This window comes from Kitasatospora sp. NPDC059646 (assembly GCF_042734615.1).
Taxonomy (GTDB): Bacteria; Actinomycetota; Actinomycetes; order Streptomycetales; family Streptomycetaceae; genus Kitasatospora.
In genome coordinates, this window is sequence record NZ_JBHWDS010000014.1 from 29430 (window position 1) to 43972 (window position 14543).

The 14543-nt window shown below is 74.9% G+C and carries 17 protein-coding genes; 7 read left to right on the forward strand and 10 right to left on the reverse strand.

Annotated elements, in window-relative coordinates; all coding sequences use genetic code 11:
* Positions 1-83 precede the first annotated feature (83 nt).
* Positions 84-1076 (reverse strand): M56 family metallopeptidase, encoded by a 993-nt coding sequence (locus ACFV1L_RS12410; protein WP_380365210.1) that lies wholly within the window; start codon positions 1074-1076, stop codon positions 84-86.
* Positions 1073-1441 (reverse strand): BlaI/MecI/CopY family transcriptional regulator, encoded by a 369-nt coding sequence (locus ACFV1L_RS12415; RefSeq protein WP_380365211.1) that lies wholly within the window; start codon positions 1439-1441, stop codon positions 1073-1075. The genes ACFV1L_RS12410 and ACFV1L_RS12415 overlap by 4 nt, the downstream gene beginning before the upstream one ends.
* A gap of 215 nt (positions 1442-1656) precedes the next feature.
* Between ACFV1L_RS12415 and ACFV1L_RS12420 the strand changes: the two genes are divergently transcribed.
* The 5 genes from ACFV1L_RS12420 (at position 1657) to ACFV1L_RS12440 (ending at position 6218) form a co-directional block, all read left to right on the forward strand.
* On the forward strand, positions 1657-2295 hold the full coding sequence (locus tag ACFV1L_RS12420) for a phosphatase PAP2 family protein (protein ID WP_380365212.1): 639 nt from the start codon (positions 1657-1659) through the stop codon (positions 2293-2295).
* 129 nt (positions 2296-2424) lie between these two features.
* Positions 2425-2937, forward strand: a complete 513-nt coding sequence (locus ACFV1L_RS12425; protein WP_380365213.1) for a pyridoxamine 5'-phosphate oxidase family protein — start codon at positions 2425-2427, stop codon at positions 2935-2937.
* 108 nt (positions 2938-3045) lie between these two features.
* On the forward strand, positions 3046-4167 hold the full coding sequence (locus ACFV1L_RS12430) for a TIGR03364 family FAD-dependent oxidoreductase (protein WP_380365214.1): 1122 nt from the start codon (positions 3046-3048) through the stop codon (positions 4165-4167).
* A gap of 32 nt (positions 4168-4199) precedes the next feature.
* On the forward strand, positions 4200-4880 hold the full coding sequence (locus ACFV1L_RS12435; protein ID WP_380365215.1) for a phosphonatase-like hydrolase: 681 nt from the start codon (positions 4200-4202) through the stop codon (positions 4878-4880).
* Between the two features lie 96 nt (positions 4881-4976).
* Positions 4977-6218 (forward strand): glycoside hydrolase family 3 N-terminal domain-containing protein, encoded by a 1242-nt coding sequence (locus tag ACFV1L_RS12440; protein WP_380365216.1) that lies wholly within the window; start codon positions 4977-4979, stop codon positions 6216-6218.
* 75 nt (positions 6219-6293) lie between these two features.
* On the opposite strand, the gene ACFV1L_RS12445 is transcribed toward ACFV1L_RS12440, so the two are convergent.
* The 7 genes from ACFV1L_RS12445 to ACFV1L_RS12475 all read right to left on the reverse strand — a co-directional run bounded on the left by ACFV1L_RS12445 (position 6294) and on the right by ACFV1L_RS12475 (position 12475).
* Entirely contained in the window at positions 6294-6932 is a 639-nt protein-coding gene (locus tag ACFV1L_RS12445; protein WP_380365217.1) for a DUF6584 family protein, read from the reverse strand.
* A 344-nt stretch (positions 6933-7276) separates the two neighbouring features.
* Entirely contained in the window at positions 7277-7597 is a 321-nt protein-coding gene (locus ACFV1L_RS12450; RefSeq protein ID WP_380365218.1) for a DMT family transporter, read from the reverse strand.
* Entirely contained in the window at positions 7597-8262 is a 666-nt protein-coding gene (locus ACFV1L_RS12455) for an HAD family hydrolase (RefSeq protein ID WP_380365219.1), read from the reverse strand. Before ACFV1L_RS12455 ends, ACFV1L_RS12450 begins: the two co-directional genes overlap by 1 nt.
* 158 nt (positions 8263-8420) lie before the next feature.
* The gene (locus ACFV1L_RS12460) at positions 8421-9488 is read right to left on the reverse strand and encodes an ABC transporter ATP-binding protein (RefSeq protein WP_380365220.1); all 1068 of its coding nucleotides are present in this window, start codon (positions 9486-9488) and stop codon (positions 8421-8423) included.
* A gap of 22 nt (positions 9489-9510) precedes the next feature.
* Positions 9511-10338 (reverse strand): ABC transporter permease, encoded by an 828-nt coding sequence (locus tag ACFV1L_RS12465; RefSeq protein ID WP_380365221.1) that lies wholly within the window; start codon positions 10336-10338, stop codon positions 9511-9513.
* Positions 10326-11300, reverse strand: coding sequence for an ABC transporter permease (locus ACFV1L_RS12470; RefSeq protein ID WP_380365222.1), 975 nt, complete (start codon positions 11298-11300; stop codon positions 10326-10328). The genes ACFV1L_RS12465 and ACFV1L_RS12470 overlap by 13 nt, the downstream gene beginning before the upstream one ends.
* A gap of 8 nt (positions 11301-11308) precedes the next feature.
* Entirely contained in the window at positions 11309-12475 is a 1167-nt protein-coding gene (locus tag ACFV1L_RS12475) for an ABC transporter substrate-binding protein (protein ID WP_380365223.1), read from the reverse strand.
* A gap of 288 nt (positions 12476-12763) precedes the next feature.
* Between ACFV1L_RS12475 and ACFV1L_RS12480 the strand changes: the two genes are divergently transcribed.
* The gene (locus ACFV1L_RS12480; RefSeq protein ID WP_380365224.1) at positions 12764-13531 is read left to right on the forward strand and encodes a GntR family transcriptional regulator; all 768 of its coding nucleotides are present in this window, start codon (positions 12764-12766) and stop codon (positions 13529-13531) included.
* Between the two features lie 57 nt (positions 13532-13588).
* Complete coding sequence (locus tag ACFV1L_RS12485; protein ID WP_380365225.1) at positions 13589-13996, forward strand: RidA family protein; 408 nt, start codon at positions 13589-13591, stop codon at positions 13994-13996.
* Positions 13997-14053: 57 nt separating this feature from the next.
* Here the strand turns inward: ACFV1L_RS12485 and ACFV1L_RS12490 are convergent, their stop codons facing one another.
* The gene (locus tag ACFV1L_RS12490; RefSeq protein WP_380365226.1) at positions 14054-14257 is read right to left on the reverse strand and encodes a hypothetical protein; all 204 of its coding nucleotides are present in this window, start codon (positions 14255-14257) and stop codon (positions 14054-14056) included.
* Positions 14258-14543: the final 286 nt, after the last annotated feature.

Below are 14543 nucleotides of genomic sequence, written 5' to 3' on the forward strand. Positions count from 1 at the left end.
ACGCCGGGCCGGGAAGAAGAGTCGTCCGCCGGGCGGCCGCCGGTGGACACTGGTCGGTTTCGGCGGCGGCGCGGCGGGCCGGCTCAGCCGTGCTGGGCGGGGCGTTCGCCCTGGGCGGTCTCGACCGCCCGGTGGAGGTCGTGGCCGGCCTCGGCGGCGGTGGCCGCGGTGGCGGCCAGGCAGCCGGCCAGTGCGAGCGCGGCCAGCGTGCGCACGGCGCGGCGGCGGCGCGGCGGGCCGGGGGCGAGCAGGGCGCGGACCCGCTGCGGCACCGGCCCGCCGGCCGCGGCGGGGGCCAGCCGGGGGCGCGGGTCGGCGGGGGCGCGGGAGGCGGCCAGCGCGGCCCGGCCGATGGCGCGGGCGGTGAGCGTCCGGTCGCCGACCTCGGCGGCGGCGCACTCGTCGGCCCAGCGTTCGAGGTGGTAGCCGAGCGGGGCGCGCAGCGGGCGCAGGGCCGGGTGGCAGGCGGCGGCGTACTCGGCGGCGGCCAGCAGCAGGTGGTGGCGGCCGGTCAGGTGGGCGCGTTCGTGGGCGAGCAGCGCGGCCCGCTCGGGGGCGCTGAGCGCGGCCAGCATGCCGCTGGTGGCGACGATCCGGGGCGGGCGGCCGGGCAGGGCGTAGGCGTCGGCGCGGTCGTCGTCGAGGACGGTGAGGGCGGCGGCGGCCGGGTCGCTGCGGCGCAGCAGCCCGCGCAGGCCGACCGGGGCGTCGCCGGTGGTGCGGCGGGCGCGGCGCAGGTCGGCCAGTTGGCGGCGGGCGGTGCGGGCGGCGAGCGCGCCGATCACCAGCAGGGCGAGGGCGGCGGCGACGGCGGCGGGCGCCCATTCGGTGCCGGCCAGTGCGCCGGGGTGCCAGTGGCCGGGGGCGAGGTGGGCGAGTGCGGCGGCGTACGGCAGGTGCAGCAGGCCGGTGACGGCGAGCAGGCCGAGCGAGGCCAGCGATGCGGTGCCGAGGGCGGCGGCGGTGGCGGCCAGGGTGAGCGCGGCGGCGCGCGGGGCGAGCTGCTCGGCGAGGCGGCGGGCCAGTGGGGCGGCGAGCAGCGGCAGCAGCAGCGGGGCCCAGACGGCGATGGTCACGCCTGCTCCCCGAGCAGGCCGCGGAGCAGGCGCTCGTCCTCGTCGGAGAGGTCGGAGACGAACCGGGCGAGGACGGTGGAGCGGTCGCGGCCGCGGTCGAGTTCGGTGCGCATCCGGCGGGCGGCGAGGCCGTCGGCGTCCTGGACGGTGGGGGTGTAGGCGAAGGCGCGGCCCGCCTTGGTGCGGGCGACGGTGCCCTTCTCGTGCAGCCTGGCCAGGATGGTGGCGACGGTGGTGCGGGCCAGGTCGGCGTCGACGGCGTCCTGCACCTGCTGGGGGGTGAGCGGGGCGCCGGCGGCCCAGAGGGCGGCGAGCACCTGGGCTTCGAGTTCCCCCGCCGGGCGGCGGGCGGTCGAGTCCGTCATGTCGCGCGAACCTCCGGCGTTCGTCTACAGTTCCGTCGATCGACGTCTACACCACTGTAGACGCCCGGGGGGTGGCCCCGAGACGGACACCCCCCAACGTAACGGGAGGTCCGCCAGCCTTGCCCCAGTCCCTGCCCCTCGACGGGGTCCTCGGAACGTCGCTCGGAGCGGCGAGTGAGCCGCAGCACGCGTCCGTTCTGGTACATGTTGTCCCTGTGATCCCGAATGTTCATCCCCCCGCCCGCCTGCTCGCGTACGACGGCAGCGGCATCGACGGCGGCCTCTACACCCGGATCACCGGGTGGGCCGGGAGCGCGCCGCACTGGCTCGACCGGCTGGTCACCGAGTGGTCGGCGTACGGCCTCGGCGTCTTCGCGCTGCTCATGGTGTGGGCCTGGTGGCGGGCCCGGGCCGCGGACTCGGCGGTGATGGCCCGGGTGCTGGCCTCGCCGCTGATCGTGGTGTTCGCGTACCTCGCCAACTCGGTGCTCAAGGGGATGGTCGAGGAGGTCCGGCCCTGCCAGCAGATCGCCGGCACCGTCCCGCTGGAGGCCTGCCCCGCCGCCGGCGACTGGTCGTTCCCCAGCAATCACACGGTGATCGCGTTCGCCGCCGCCACCGCGCTCTGGTTCGCCGACCGCCGCCTGGGGTGGATCGGCCTGCTCGCCGCCGTGCTGATGGGCGCCTCCCGGGTGTGGGTCGGCGCGCACTACCCGCACGACGTGGTGGTCGGCGCCGTGGTCGGCGTCGTGGTGGCGGCCGTTCTGGCGCTGCTCGCCGGGCGGGCCGCGCCGCTGGTCGACCGGCTGCGCACCGGGCCGCTCGGGCCGGTCCTGGGCGCCGGGGCGGCCTGACGGGCGGTCGGGGCCGGTCGGACCCTTGTGCCGCCGCGCCGCGCAGGGAGAGCATGTGAGCCGGGCCGGGGTCGGAGACGGACCCCCGCCCGGCTCGGTGTTTTCTGCAGCTCTGCGGAGGGATGCGCCATGCCGTACCGACTCGACGTCACCCAGGGGAACTGGCCCGCGGACGAGCTCGGGAAGGGGGTGGAGGGCCTGCTCGCGGACAGCACGGTGCTCAGCCTGGCCACCGCCGGCCACGAACGGGGGCCGCACGCCAACCTGGCGTTCTACGCCTTCGACGCGGACCTGGTGCTCTACTTCGTCAGCGAGCGCTCCACCCGGCACAGCCTGCACCTCGCCGAGGACGCCCGGGCCGCCGCCACCGTCCACCTCCCCCCGCCGGTCTACGGCGAGCAGCTGCGCGGCATCCAGCTCACCGGCCGGGCCTGCGAGGCCTGGGGCAGGCAGGCGGAGGCTGCGCTCGCCGCCTACCGGGGCCGCTACCCGGACTTCGCCCGCGACCCCGAGGTGCGCGAACAGTTCCTGGCCGGCCGGGGCGCGGCCGCGCTGTACCGGTTCCAGGTGGAGGAGCTCACCGCCGTCGACGAGCCGCGATTCGGGCGGCGCAACTACCTGCGGGCGCGGGTGGTGCGCTGACGGCCCGTCGGCCCGCCCCCAGGTTGTATGGACAACTCTTGCGGGCGGTTCACCTGCCCGACCGGAGCCGGACGACCTGCGGCCACCTCGACGCCCGAGCCTGTCCGCATGAAGGTCATCATCGTAGGAGCCGGGGTGCTGGGCACCATGCACGCCTGGCAGGCCGTCGAGCGCGGCCACGAGGTCGTCCACCTGGAGCGCGAGGCCGAGGCGCGCGGCGCGTCCGTCCGCAACTTCGGACTGGTGTGGGTCAGCGGACGCGCCGCCGGCGAGGAACTCGAGGTCGCGCTGCGCGCCCGCGAACTGTGGGAGCGGATCGGCGCCCGCGTCCCCGGCCTGTGGTTCCGCGCCAACGGCTCGCTCACCCTGGCCCGCACCGAGGCCGAACTCGCCGTCGCCGAAGCCGCCGTCACGATGCCCGACGCCGCCGCCCGCGGCTACCGGCTGCTCGACCCCGACGAGGTCCGGGCCGTCAACCCGGCCCTGCGCGGACGCTTCCTCGGCGGCCTGCACTGCACCCGCGACGGCGCCGTCGAGTCCCGGGTCGCCCAGCCCGCGCTGCGCGCCGCGCTGGAGGCCACCGGCCGCTACACCTTCCTGCCCGGACGCGAGGTCCGCGAAGTGGTCGGCTCCGCCGCCGTCCGCGACGACCACGGGCGGCTGCACCAGGGCGACCTGGTGATCCTGTGCACCGGCGCCTGGCTCGGCGGCCTGGTCCGCGAACTCGCCCCCGACCTGCCGGTGCGCCGGGTGCGCCTGCAGATGATGCAGACCGACCCGCTCGGCGAGACCCTCACCACCTCGGTCGCCGACGGCGACTCGTTCCGCTACTACCCCGCCTTCGCCGGCCCCCGACTGGACGCGCTGCGCGCCGGCCAGCCGCAGCCCCCGGTCGCCGCCGAGCACAAGATGCAGCTGCTGATGGTCCAGCGCAAGGACGGCGGCCTGACCGTCGGCGACACCCACGAGTACGAGCAGCCGTTCGGCTTCGACGTCGTCGAGGACCCGTACGAGCACGTCGCCGCCGTCGCCGGGGAACTGCTCGGCCGGCCGCTGCCGAAGATCCGCCGCCGCTGGGCCGGCGTCTACGCCCAGTGCGTCGACACCACCCGGGTGGTGCACCGTCAGCAGGTCGCCGACGGCGCCTGGCTGGTCACCGGCCCCGGCGGGCGCGGCATGACCTGCTCGCCCGCGATCGCCGAGGCCACCGCCGACGCCGCCGGTCTCTGAACACCCGTCAGCTCCCACCGCAGAGGCAGAACATGACCACGCACGATGTGACCCTGGTGGTGCTCGACATGGCCGGCACCACCGTCGCCGACGACGGCCTGGTGGAGCTCGCCTTCGCCGCCGCCGCCCGCTCCCAGGGCGTCGAGACCGGCAGCCCCGAGCACGCCGCCATGCTGGAACACGTCCGCGCCACCATGGGCGAGTCCAAGATCTCGGTCTTCCGCCACCTGTTCGGCGACGAGGACCGCGCCCAGGCCGCCAACCTGGCCTTCGAGGCCGCGTACGAGGCCCTGGTCGACCAGGGCCACTGCGAGGCGCTGCCCGGCGCCGCCGAGGCGATCGCCGAACTGCGCGGCCGGGGCCGGAAAGTGGTCCTCACCACCGGCTTCTCCCGCACCACCCAGGACCGCATCCTGGACGCCCTCGGCTGGCGGTCGGTCGCCGACCTGACGCTGTGCCCGGCCGACGCGGGCCGCGGCCGCCCCTACCCCGACCTGGCGCTCACCGCGCTGCTGCGCACCCGCACCGACTCGGTCCGGCAGATGGCGGTGGCCGGTGACACCGGCTACGACATGCTCACCGGCGCCCGGGCCGGCGCGTCCGTGGTGGCCGGCGTGCTCACCGGCGCCCACGACGAGGCGCGGCTGCGCGCCGACGGCGCCACCCACGTGCTCGGCTCGATCGCCGAACTGCCGGGGATCCTGCTCGGCTGACGGGTGGTCGGAGCGCCGGCGCGGGGCTCCGGGGCGGCGACGCTCCGGGGTCCCGCGGTGCTGGTTTGCCGGTCATTCGCATGCTTATCTGATGGCATGGCACTGTCACTGAGGTCGATCGGACTGCTCGCTCTCGGAACGGCGCTGGCCGCCGGCTGCGGATCGCCCGGCACCGGCGGTGGCAGCAGCCCGTCCCCGAGCCCCGCCACCACCAGCGCCGAGCCGACCGGGAGCGCCGTGCCCGCCAGCCCGTCCCCGAGCCCGAGTCCGACACCCAGCCCGAGCCCGTCCCCCAGCCCCACCGGCAGTCCGACGCCGACCCCCACCGCCGCCGGCTCCGCCGACCTCGCCGGGCAGCGGATCGTCTACTCGTACCCCGGCACCACCCCGCCCGCCGCACTGCTGCAGCGCATCCGCGAAGGCCGGGTGGCCGGCGTGATCTTCTTCGCCGAGAACGTCGGCAGCGACCCGTTCGTCCTGCGCACCGCCGTCGACCAGCTCCGGCAGGCCGAACAGCAGAGCCCGCACCCCCGGCCGCTGCTGCTGATGACCGATCAGGAAGGCGGCCTGGTGCGGCGGCTGCCCGGCGGCCCCGGGCAGTCCGCGAAGGACGTCGGCCGGGCCGCCGACCCCACCGCCGCCGCCACCCGAACCGGCGGCGAGGCCGCCGCGACGCTCTCCGGCTACGGACTCAACCTCAACCTGGCGCCCGTCCTCGACGTCTACCGCACCCCCGGCGACTTCGCCGACAGCGCCCAGCGCTCCTACAGCACCGACCCGGCGACCGTCGGCAGGCTCGGCTCCGCGTTCATCAAGGCCCAGCAGTCCGCCGGCGTCGCCGCCACCGCCAAGCACTTCCCCGGCCTCGGCAGCGCCCCCGCCGGCGCCAACACCGACGAGGAACCCGTCACCCTGAACCTCCCGCTCGACCAGCTGCGTGCCGTCGACGAACGCCCCTACCGCGACGCGGTCGCCGCCGACGTCAAACTCGTCATGCTCTCCTGGGCGATCTACCCCGCGCTCGACCCCGACCACCCCGCCGGCATGTCCGGCACCGTCGTCCGCGACGAACTCCGGGGCCGCCTCGCCTACCGGGGCGTCACCGTCACCGACGCGCTGGAGGCCAAGGCCCTCGACCCGGTCGGCGGCACCTCGAAACGGGCCCTCGCCGTCGCCGGGGCCGGAGTCGACCTCCTCCTCTGCTCCGCGCGCGACGTCGCCCAGGGCGACCAGGCCGCGGCCGCACTCGCCTCCGCACTCGACGCCGGCGACCTCGACCGCGAGGCGTTCACCGCCTCCGCGACCCGGGTGGACGCGCTGCGCGACTCGCTCAAGTAGCGGACCTCCGACGGGAAGCGGGGCCGCCGTCCGCACCGGAGGAGTCCCGGTCGGGACGGCGGCGCGCAGCGACCGTCAGCGCAGGTAGAGCCAGACCAGGGCCGCGAGGGAGGCCAGCAGGCCGAAGCGCCACGCCCAGAGGTGCTCCGGGGGTTCCGGCCAGCTGCGCTTCGGCCGTGCGTTGGGATCCCGCGGGGCCGGGGGGCGGGCGACGGCGTCCCTCCGGTGGGCGGGCCAGGCGGGGGCGGCGCCGGTGGCCTCGCGGTGGAGGGCGGCGAGGCGGCGGCGGGCGGTGCGGGTCGCGGGTGGGTTGTGGGCGGGGTCGGGCCAGCGGAGGTTGGCGAGGCGGCGCGCCGGGTCGCGGAACCGCTTTTCGAAGGCGGCGAGTTCGGTGGTGGTGAGGGAGTCGTCGAGGTAGTTCCAGCGGCCGACCTCGCTCGGCTGCGGGTGGTGCCGGTAGGTCTCGGCGAGGGCCTGGCGGACCGTCAGATCGGCGGGGTGGCCGGCCAGCAGGCCGTGCAGGCGTCGTCGGGCCAGGTCGACCCGGCCCCGGTGCAGATCGGCCGCGGCCTTGGCCAGGGTGGACTGGATGCTCACGGCGGGATCGTACGGGGAACGGCGCTCGGCGGGCGGCTCGCCGGACGTGGTGGAGGGGGCGATCGCGCCCACCACGGCCAGTGCGAGGACGGCGAGGAGCGGCAGGCCGGTGGGCACCGGGCGGGCGGGCGGGCGGGCGTCGCGCGACCCGGGCGGTGCGGTCCCGTCCTCCGGGGCGAGGTATCCCGAACGCGGCGGTCTCCGTCGGGTCGGCGGCCTCGTCCGGGCAGTTCCGGCGGCCCGCCCCGGCCGGCTCCCCGGACGGCCGGGGCGCCGCCCCCGGGCGGTGGCGGACCGTCAGATCCGGCCGGGCAGTGGGCGAGCGGGCCGCGCAGCCGCTGCAGGGCCGTTCGGGCGCGGCCTGCCGCGAGAGGCGGCGATCCGGGAGAGGGCGGCGTCCGAGGGCGTGCGGGGATGCCGCCGATCGGCGGTGCGGCGGGCAGCCGGGTCTCCGCCGCAGGTCAGTGGGTGGAGCGGAGGTTGAGCAGGACCACGCCGACGATCACCAGGGCGATCCCCGCCCACTGGAGCCGGCCCAGCGACTCACCGAAGAACGTGGCCCCTATCGCGGCGACCGCCGCCGTGCCCGCGCCCGACCACACGGCGTACGCGACGGAGACCGGTATGTGCTTGAGCGCACGGCCCAGCAGGTAGAACGACAGCACGTAGCCGGCGCCGACCGCGAGACTCGGCCACAGCCGGGAGAAGCCCTCGGTGAGCTTGAGCAGGCTGGTGGCGCAGACCTCGCTCGCTATCGCCAGGGCGAGCAGCAGATACGGCATCAGGAAGCCGAAGCCGTCAGCGAGCCGAGGAACGCGAGGTCCGCCTGCTCAAGGCTGTCCAGCACGGTGATCCCGTCGCCCGCCGCGATCGGAACGGCGGACGGCACCGCGAGGACGGCGCAGCCCGCGGCGTGCGCGGAGGCGACACCCGTCGGAGTGTCCTCGACGGCGACGCAGGCGGCCGGCGCGAGGCCGAGACGCTCGGCGGCGGCCAGGTACGGGTCCGGGGCGGGCTTGGTGCGCGGGGTGTCCTCGGCGGCGAGCGTGGTGGCGAACCAGTGCGGGCCGAGAGCGTCCAGGACGAGGTCCACGACGCGACGCGGGGACGCCGAGACCAGCGCGGCGGGGACGTTCGCCTCCCGGAGCGCGGACAGCAGGGCGAGAGCGCCCGGGCGGGGGACGATCTCGGCCGCGACCTTGGCGGCGAAGGCGTCGTTCAGGTGCGCGACGAGATCGCCCTCCGGGCGGGACGTGCGGGAGGCGCGGTGCAGATGGGCGGCGGTGTGCTCGACGGCCTGCCCGAGGACGTCCGGGAGATCGGCGTCGGTGAGGGTCAGGTCGAGCTCGGCGGCGAGTTCGGCCGCGGCCTGCCACCAGAGGTGCTCGGTGTCGACCAGGGTGCCGTCCATGTCGAACAGGACGGCGGAGGGGCGGGATGCAGGCATGGCGGTACCTTACGGGGGCTTGTCGGGCGTCGACGAGGGCGCCGACGCGAGAGGCGAGGGGTTCGGGGGCGGGGTGCAACTGCCCGCCGGGGGCGGGCTCCGGGCCGTTGCCTTCCGCTTCGCGCAGTTCCCCGCACCCCTGGAGGGTCGGGCGGGCGTCAGGGCGCGCGGTCGACGAGGACGGGGCGGGTGGGGAGGGCGAGGGTGGCGTGGGTGCCGAGGGGGAGGGCGGTGGCCGCCTCGGTGGGGAGGTCGGACTTGATCTCGGTGCCGTCGGGGAGGCGGACGGTGAGCCGGGTGACGGCGCCCAGGAAGGAGGCGGCGACCACCTGGGCGGGGCCGTCCGCCGCGGGGGCGAGTTCGACGTTCTCGGGGCGGACCAGGACGTGCAGGTCGCCGTCGGCGGGGAGGGCGCCGTCCACGGCGTGGCGGCGGCCGAGGACCTCGACCTGGCCGTCGGCCGTGCGCGAGCACGGGATGCGGCTCATGGTGCCGACGAACTCCGCGACGAAGGCGGTGGCGGGCCGGGAGTACAGCTCGGAGGGCGTCGCGCACTGTTCGAGCCGGCCGGCGCGCAGCACCGCGACCCGGTCGGCCATCGAGAGGGCCTCCTCCTGGTCGTGCGTCACGAACAGGGTGGTGATGCCGAGTTCCTGCTGGAGGCGGCGGATCTCCTCGCGGAGCGAGAGGCGGACCTTCGCGTCGAGCGCGGACAGCGGCTCGTCGAGGAGCAGGACGCGCGGCTGGAGGGCGAGGGCGCGGGCCAGCGCGATGCGCTGCTGCTGGCCGCCGGACATCTGGTGGGGGTAGTGCTCGGCGCGCTGCGGCAGGCCGACGAGTTCCAGCAACTCCTGGGCGCGCTTGCGCCGTTCGGTCTTGGCGACGCCGCGCATGCGGAGGCCGAAGGCGACGTTGTCGGCGGCGGTGAGGTGCGGGAAGAGGCTGTAGGACTGGAAGACCATGCCGGCGTCGCGCTTGTGGGCCGGGATCCGGGTGATGTCCTCGCCGTCGACCAGGACCTCGCCGGAGTCGTGGGTCTCGAACCCGGCGAGGATGCGCAGCGCGGTGGTCTTGCCGCAGCCGGACGGGCCGAGCAGGGCGAGGAGTTCGCCCGGCTCGACCGTCAGGTCGAGGCCGTCGAGGGCGGTGGTGGTGCCGAACTGCCGCCGCAGCGAGCGGAATTCGACGGTGGCGCTGGTGGTGGGGGCGACGGTGGCGGTGCTCATGGGTGGTGTCTCCGGGGGAGGCTCAGGAGGCGGTGGCGGTCTTGTGGCGGCGCTCGCGGCCGGCGGCGGCCAGCAGGAGCAGCAGCACCCAGGTGATCAGCAGGCTGAGCACGGACACCGCGACGGACATCTGGCCCTGGCTGTTGCCGACCGAGTAGATCCACACGGCGAAGGGCTGGAAGCCGAGGATCGAGGCGGTGGTGAACTCGCCGAGGACCAGGGCCAGGGTGAGGAAGGAGGCGTTCAGCAGCGCGCCGCGCAGGTTCGGCAGGATCACCGACACGACGGCGCGGGGCCAGCTCGCTCCGCAGTTGCGGGCGGCCTCGACGAGGGTGCGGACGTCCACGGCGCGCAGGCCGGAGTCCAGGGCGCGGTAGGCGAGCGGCAGGGCCATCAGCACGTAGGCGATCACCAGGACCAGCGGGAACTGCGGCTGCTGGACGAACACGAAGGTCTGGAAGAACGGCGTGTCCATCAGGTAGTCGGGGCCCCAGCGGAGCACGCCGATCAGGCCGGCGGTCAGCGCGACCGGCGGCACCACCAGCGGGAGGGTGCAGACCACTTCGAGGACCGGGCGGAGCTTCGGCGAGCCGAGCCGGACGGCGATCATCGCGGGCACCAGCAGGAGCAGCAGCACCACGACGGTGACGGCGGCGAGTTCCAGCGTGAGCACCAGGCTGTCGGTGAAGCCGGGGGCGGACAGCAGTCCGGTGTACGCGTCGAAGGAGATGCCGTTGACGTCGTCGATCGAGAACCACACCGAGGCGGCCATCGGGATCAGGAAGTACAGGCCGGCCAGCAGCAGGACGGCCCCGCGCCAGACCCGGAGTCGGGAGATCAGCTGAGCCATCGGGCACTCCGGCGCTGGAGGGGCAGGTAGACGGCCATCACCAGGACGGCGACGATGATCATGTCCAGGCTGAGCGCCAGCGCCAGGTTGCCCTGGCCGGTCAGCACGTTGCCGGACAGCGCGTCGGCGATCTGACGGCTGATCAGCGGAACGGTGGCGCCGACCATCGCGGCGGCGGTGGCGTACGCGGCGAACGCCGAGCCGAACAGCAGCACGAAGCCGCCGAGCAGCGACGGGAACAGGATCGGCAGGGCGACGTGCCGCCAGTACTGGAGGGCGGTGGCCCGGTTGTTCTGGGCGGCCTCGCGCCACTGGACCCGCAGGCCCTCCAGGGCGGGGGTGATGGTGAGGACCATCAGCGGCACCAGGAAGTACAGGTAGGCGACGGTCAGGCCGGTGAAGCTGTACAGCGACCAGCCGTGGTCGGTCAGGTGGAACATCTTGGTCAGCTCGCCGGCGTTGCCGAGGGTCGCGACGAACGCGAACGCGAGCGGCAGGCCGCCGAAGTTGGCGAGCACGCCGGAGGCGGTCAGCACCGCCTCGCGCAGCATCCGGAACCGGGAGGTGAGGACCGCCTGGGCGATCGGCACGCCGATCACGGTGCCGATCAGCGCGGTGAGCGCGGACAGCTTCACGCTGGAGACCAGCGCCGTCCAGTAGGCGCCCTGCACCGAGTCGGTGAGGTTCGCGGTGGTGAACGAGCCGGCGCCGGTCTCCGCGTCGCTGGAGACGGTGAACGCCCCGGTGACGATCGCGACGGCCGGCAGGCCGAACCCGACCAGGAAGAACAGCAGCAGCGGCAGGGTCGCCAGCCAGGCCTTGCCGCGCAGCGGGCTGCGCTTCGCGGGCGGCGGGGCGGAGTGCGGGGAGGTGGGGGGTGCGGTGGCGGCGCCGGCGGCCCGGGGGCCGCCGCTGGGGTCAGCGGCGGCCGGGGCCGGCACCGGGGTGGGAGCCGTGGTCATGTCGGTGATCAGCCCGCGATCGCCTTGGCCCAGTTCTCGGTCACGACCTTCTTGGCCGCGTCGATCTGCTCCGAGCTGGGGAAGGTGGTGAACGGCTTCTCGACGGCCGGCAGCTTCGCCGCGGCGGCGGTGTCCAGGGTGCCGTCCTTCTTCATCGAGTCGAACAGCGCCGGGGTGGCGTAGCCGCCCAGGAAGCCGTTCTGGCCCTCGGCCGAGTACAGGTACTCCATCCACAGGCGGGCCGCGGCCGGGTGCGGGGCGTCCTTGTTGATGGCCTGGTTGTAGAACTGGGCGTAGGAGCCGTCGGAGGGGACGGACACCTTCCAGTCGACGCCCTTGCCCTTGAACTCGTCGGTGTAGCCGGCGTTCAGGTACGACCAGTCGATCGAGATCGGGGTCTCGCCCTTCTCGACGGTCGCCGGGGTCGACTCGACCGGGTTGAAGTTGCCGGACTGCTTCAGCTTGGCGAAGAAGTCGATGCCGGGCTGGATGTTGTCCAGCGAACCGCCGTTGGCGAGCGCGGCCGCGTACACGCCGCCGAACGCCGAGCCGGACTTGGTCGGGTTGCCGTTCAGCGCGACCTGGCCCTTGTACTCGGGCTTCAGCAGGTCGGCGAAGGTCTTCGGGCAGTTGGCGACCTTCTTGGCGTCGCAGCCGATCGAGATGTAGCCGCCGTAGTCGTTGACCCGCAGCCCGGCCGGGTCCTTCATGGTGTCCGGGATCTTGTCGAAGGCCGCGACCTTGTACGGGGCGAGCAGGCCCTCCTTGGCGGCGGACAGGGCGAACGCCGAACCCAGGTCCAGGGTGTCGGGCGCGCGGTCCTGGCCCTTGCGGGACTTGACCGCGTTGATCTCGTCCTGGCTGGAGCCGTCCGGGTTCTCGTCCTCGATCTCGATGCCGTACTTCGCCTTGAAGTCGTCCATCAGCTTGCCGTAGTTGGCCCAGTCGCGCGGGAGGGTGATGACGTGCAGCTTGCCCTCCTTCTTCGCGGCGGCGACCAGGCCGTCCATGCCGCCGAAGTCGGCCAGCGAGGTGGCGGTCTTCGCGTTGCCCGCGCCGCCCTTGGCGTCGCCGGACTTGGCGGTCGAGCCGGCGGAGCCGCAGGCGGAGAGGGAGAGCGCGGCAGCGGTCAGCACGGCCGCGAGGGCGGCGGCGCGGTGGCGGTGCACGGTCACGGGAGGGTCTCCTGGAGGAAGGGGAGCTGCAGAGATCGCGAGAAGGATTCGGTGCGCGGCGCGGAACCTCCTGGCCAAGTTGGCCAGCCAACTTCCGTCGCCCGAGGTAAGTACGCCCGAGGCCGGTGACGGGAAAGTGAACGGACGGCCCAGTGCAGGGGGCGGCTGTCGGAACGGTCGCGCCCGGCGCGGGAGGGGACGCCGGCAGCGGTTACAGTCAATGGTGTACGCGCGATCACGCCGCGGACACAGCCCAATCTCCTTACCAGCCAAGGGAACTCGACGCACGTGGCACTCGACCAGGACCGCGCCGCCGGCTCGCTCTACCGCAAGGTGGCCGCCGACCTGCGCGAAGCGATCACCTCCGGCTCGTTCGGCGACGCCGGACGGCTGCCGGCGGAGGGCGCCCTCGCCGAGCAGTACGGCGTCTCCCGGGGAACGGTCCGTCAGGCCCTCGCGCTGCTGCGCGCCGACGGCCTGGTCACCTCCCGCCGCGGCACCCGCCGGGTCGTCCTCGGCAGCGCCCGCGTGCAGTCCTTCTCCGAGCTGCTCTCCTTCACCCACTGGGCCCGCTCGATGGGCGAGGAGCCCGGCGGCCGGCTGGACTCCATGGTCCGCCGGCCCGCCGACGCCGCCGAACGCGAACAGCTGCGCCTCGACCCGGGCACCGAGGTGTACGTGATGCTCCGGCTGCGCACGCTGTCCGGCACCCCCGTGATGGTCGAGCGCACCGTCTACCCGCCCCGGGTCGGCGAACTCGTCGCCCAACTGCCGCCCGACGCCGTCTCGCACACCGAACCGCTGCGCGAGCACGGCATCCTGTTCTCCGACGCCGACCACACCATCGACGTGGTCGGCGCCAACGCCGACGACGCCCGCCTGCTCGGCTGCCGCCGCGGCAGCCCGCTGCTGCGCGAGAAGCGCCGCACCACGGACCCGACCGGCACGCCCGTGGAGTGGTCCCAGGACCGCTACCTGCCCGGCACCGTCGCCTTCTCCATCCACAACTCCCTGGCCTCGTCCGCCCTTTCGCGGCACGCCCGGGAGAACGACTGAGCCCGGGCCGGCGGAAAACCGGGTGCGGGGCGCGCCGTTCCGGGCGACCATCGACGGATGACCGGGATCACTCGTATCAGCCCCGCCGAGCTCCACCCCACCGGCGGCTACGCGCACATCACCGTCGTCGAGGCCGGCCGCACCGCCCACCTGGCCGGCCAGTGCCCGATGGACCGCACCGACACGCTGGTCGGCGAGGGCGACCTGTTCGCCCAGATCGACCAGGTGGTGGCCAACTCGCTCACCGCCCTCGCCGCCGTCGGGGCCGGCCCCGAGCAGGTGGTCCGCTCGGTGATCTACGTCGTCGGCGACCGGGCGGACGTCCTGGCCGCCGCCTGGCACCACCTCCAGGCCGGACCGCTCGCCCCCGCGTTCTCCACCGCCAGCACCCTGCTGGGCGTCGCCGCCCTCGGCTACACCGGCCAGCTGGTGGAGATCGACCTGACGGCGGCGCTGGACGGCTAGCGTCGTCTTCGAACCCGCGCCGGGGGGCCGTGGGGCAGGCGGGGGCGAAGACCGACCCTAGCTCCGCGACAGCACGGTGTCCGTCCAGCGGTGCAACGCGGTGAGCAGCGCCGACAGGCGGCGGACACCGCCGGGGAACGCGGGCAGGAGCAGGACGGCGGGCAGGCAGGCCGCGGTCACCATGACCACGGGCAGCAGGGCCAGGGCCACCACCACTGCGCGCTGGCAGGCGGCCGCCTGCCGGACGACTCCGGTGAACATCGATGCGCCTTTCGCTGCGGTCCGTTCGAGGGTTCCTCCTGAGTCTTCGACGCGGGCCGCGGGTTGCACCAGGTGCAACGGATTGCCAATTCCCGGCAACGGGCGGGGAGGTGCGGCGAGGGCGCGCCGCCGCACGGCCCGGAGCCCGGAGCGGCGGCGTCCGCCGTCGCCGCGGGGCGGGCGGCGACAGGCCCGCCCCCCCCGGCGGCGGTGGGGGCGGGGCACGGGCGCCCCGCCCCCGGGCGGCGCGGTGGGCAAAAACACCAGCAGCAGCGGGGGGGCATGG

Bases quoted from the DNA above. Each gene is read 5' to 3' on its own strand.
- ACFV1L_RS12485 (WP_380365225.1), top strand. From the start codon at position 13,589: ATGACCGGGATCACTCGTATCAGCCCCGCCGAGCTCCACCCCACCGGC.
- ACFV1L_RS12440 (WP_380365216.1), top strand. From the start codon at position 4,977: ATGGCACTGTCACTGAGGTCGATCGGACTGCTCGCTCTCGGAACGGCG.
- ACFV1L_RS12470 (WP_380365222.1), bottom strand. From the start codon at position 11,300: ATGACCACGGCTCCCACCCCGGTGCCGGCCCCGGCCGCCGCTGACCCC.
- ACFV1L_RS12415 (WP_380365211.1), bottom strand. From the start codon at position 1,441: ATGACGGACTCGACCGCCCGCCGCCCGGCGGGGGAACTCGAAGCCCAG.
- ACFV1L_RS12460 (WP_380365220.1), bottom strand. From the start codon at position 9,488: ATGAGCACCGCCACCGTCGCCCCCACCACCAGCGCCACCGTCGAATTC.
- ACFV1L_RS12435 (WP_380365215.1), top strand. From the start codon at position 4,200: ATGACCACGCACGATGTGACCCTGGTGGTGCTCGACATGGCCGGCACC.
- ACFV1L_RS12425 (WP_380365213.1), top strand. From the start codon at position 2,425: ATGCCGTACCGACTCGACGTCACCCAGGGGAACTGGCCCGCGGACGAG.
- ACFV1L_RS12455 (WP_380365219.1), bottom strand. From the start codon at position 8,262: ATGCCTGCATCCCGCCCCTCCGCCGTCCTGTTCGACATGGACGGCACC.
- ACFV1L_RS12465 (WP_380365221.1), bottom strand. From the start codon at position 10,338: ATGGCTCAGCTGATCTCCCGACTCCGGGTCTGGCGCGGGGCCGTCCTG.
- ACFV1L_RS12490 (WP_380365226.1), bottom strand. From the start codon at position 14,257: ATGTTCACCGGAGTCGTCCGGCAGGCGGCCGCCTGCCAGCGCGCAGTG.
- ACFV1L_RS12430 (WP_380365214.1), top strand. From the start codon at position 3,046: ATGAAGGTCATCATCGTAGGAGCCGGGGTGCTGGGCACCATGCACGCC.
- ACFV1L_RS12450 (WP_380365218.1), bottom strand. From the start codon at position 7,597: ATGCCGTATCTGCTGCTCGCCCTGGCGATAGCGAGCGAGGTCTGCGCC.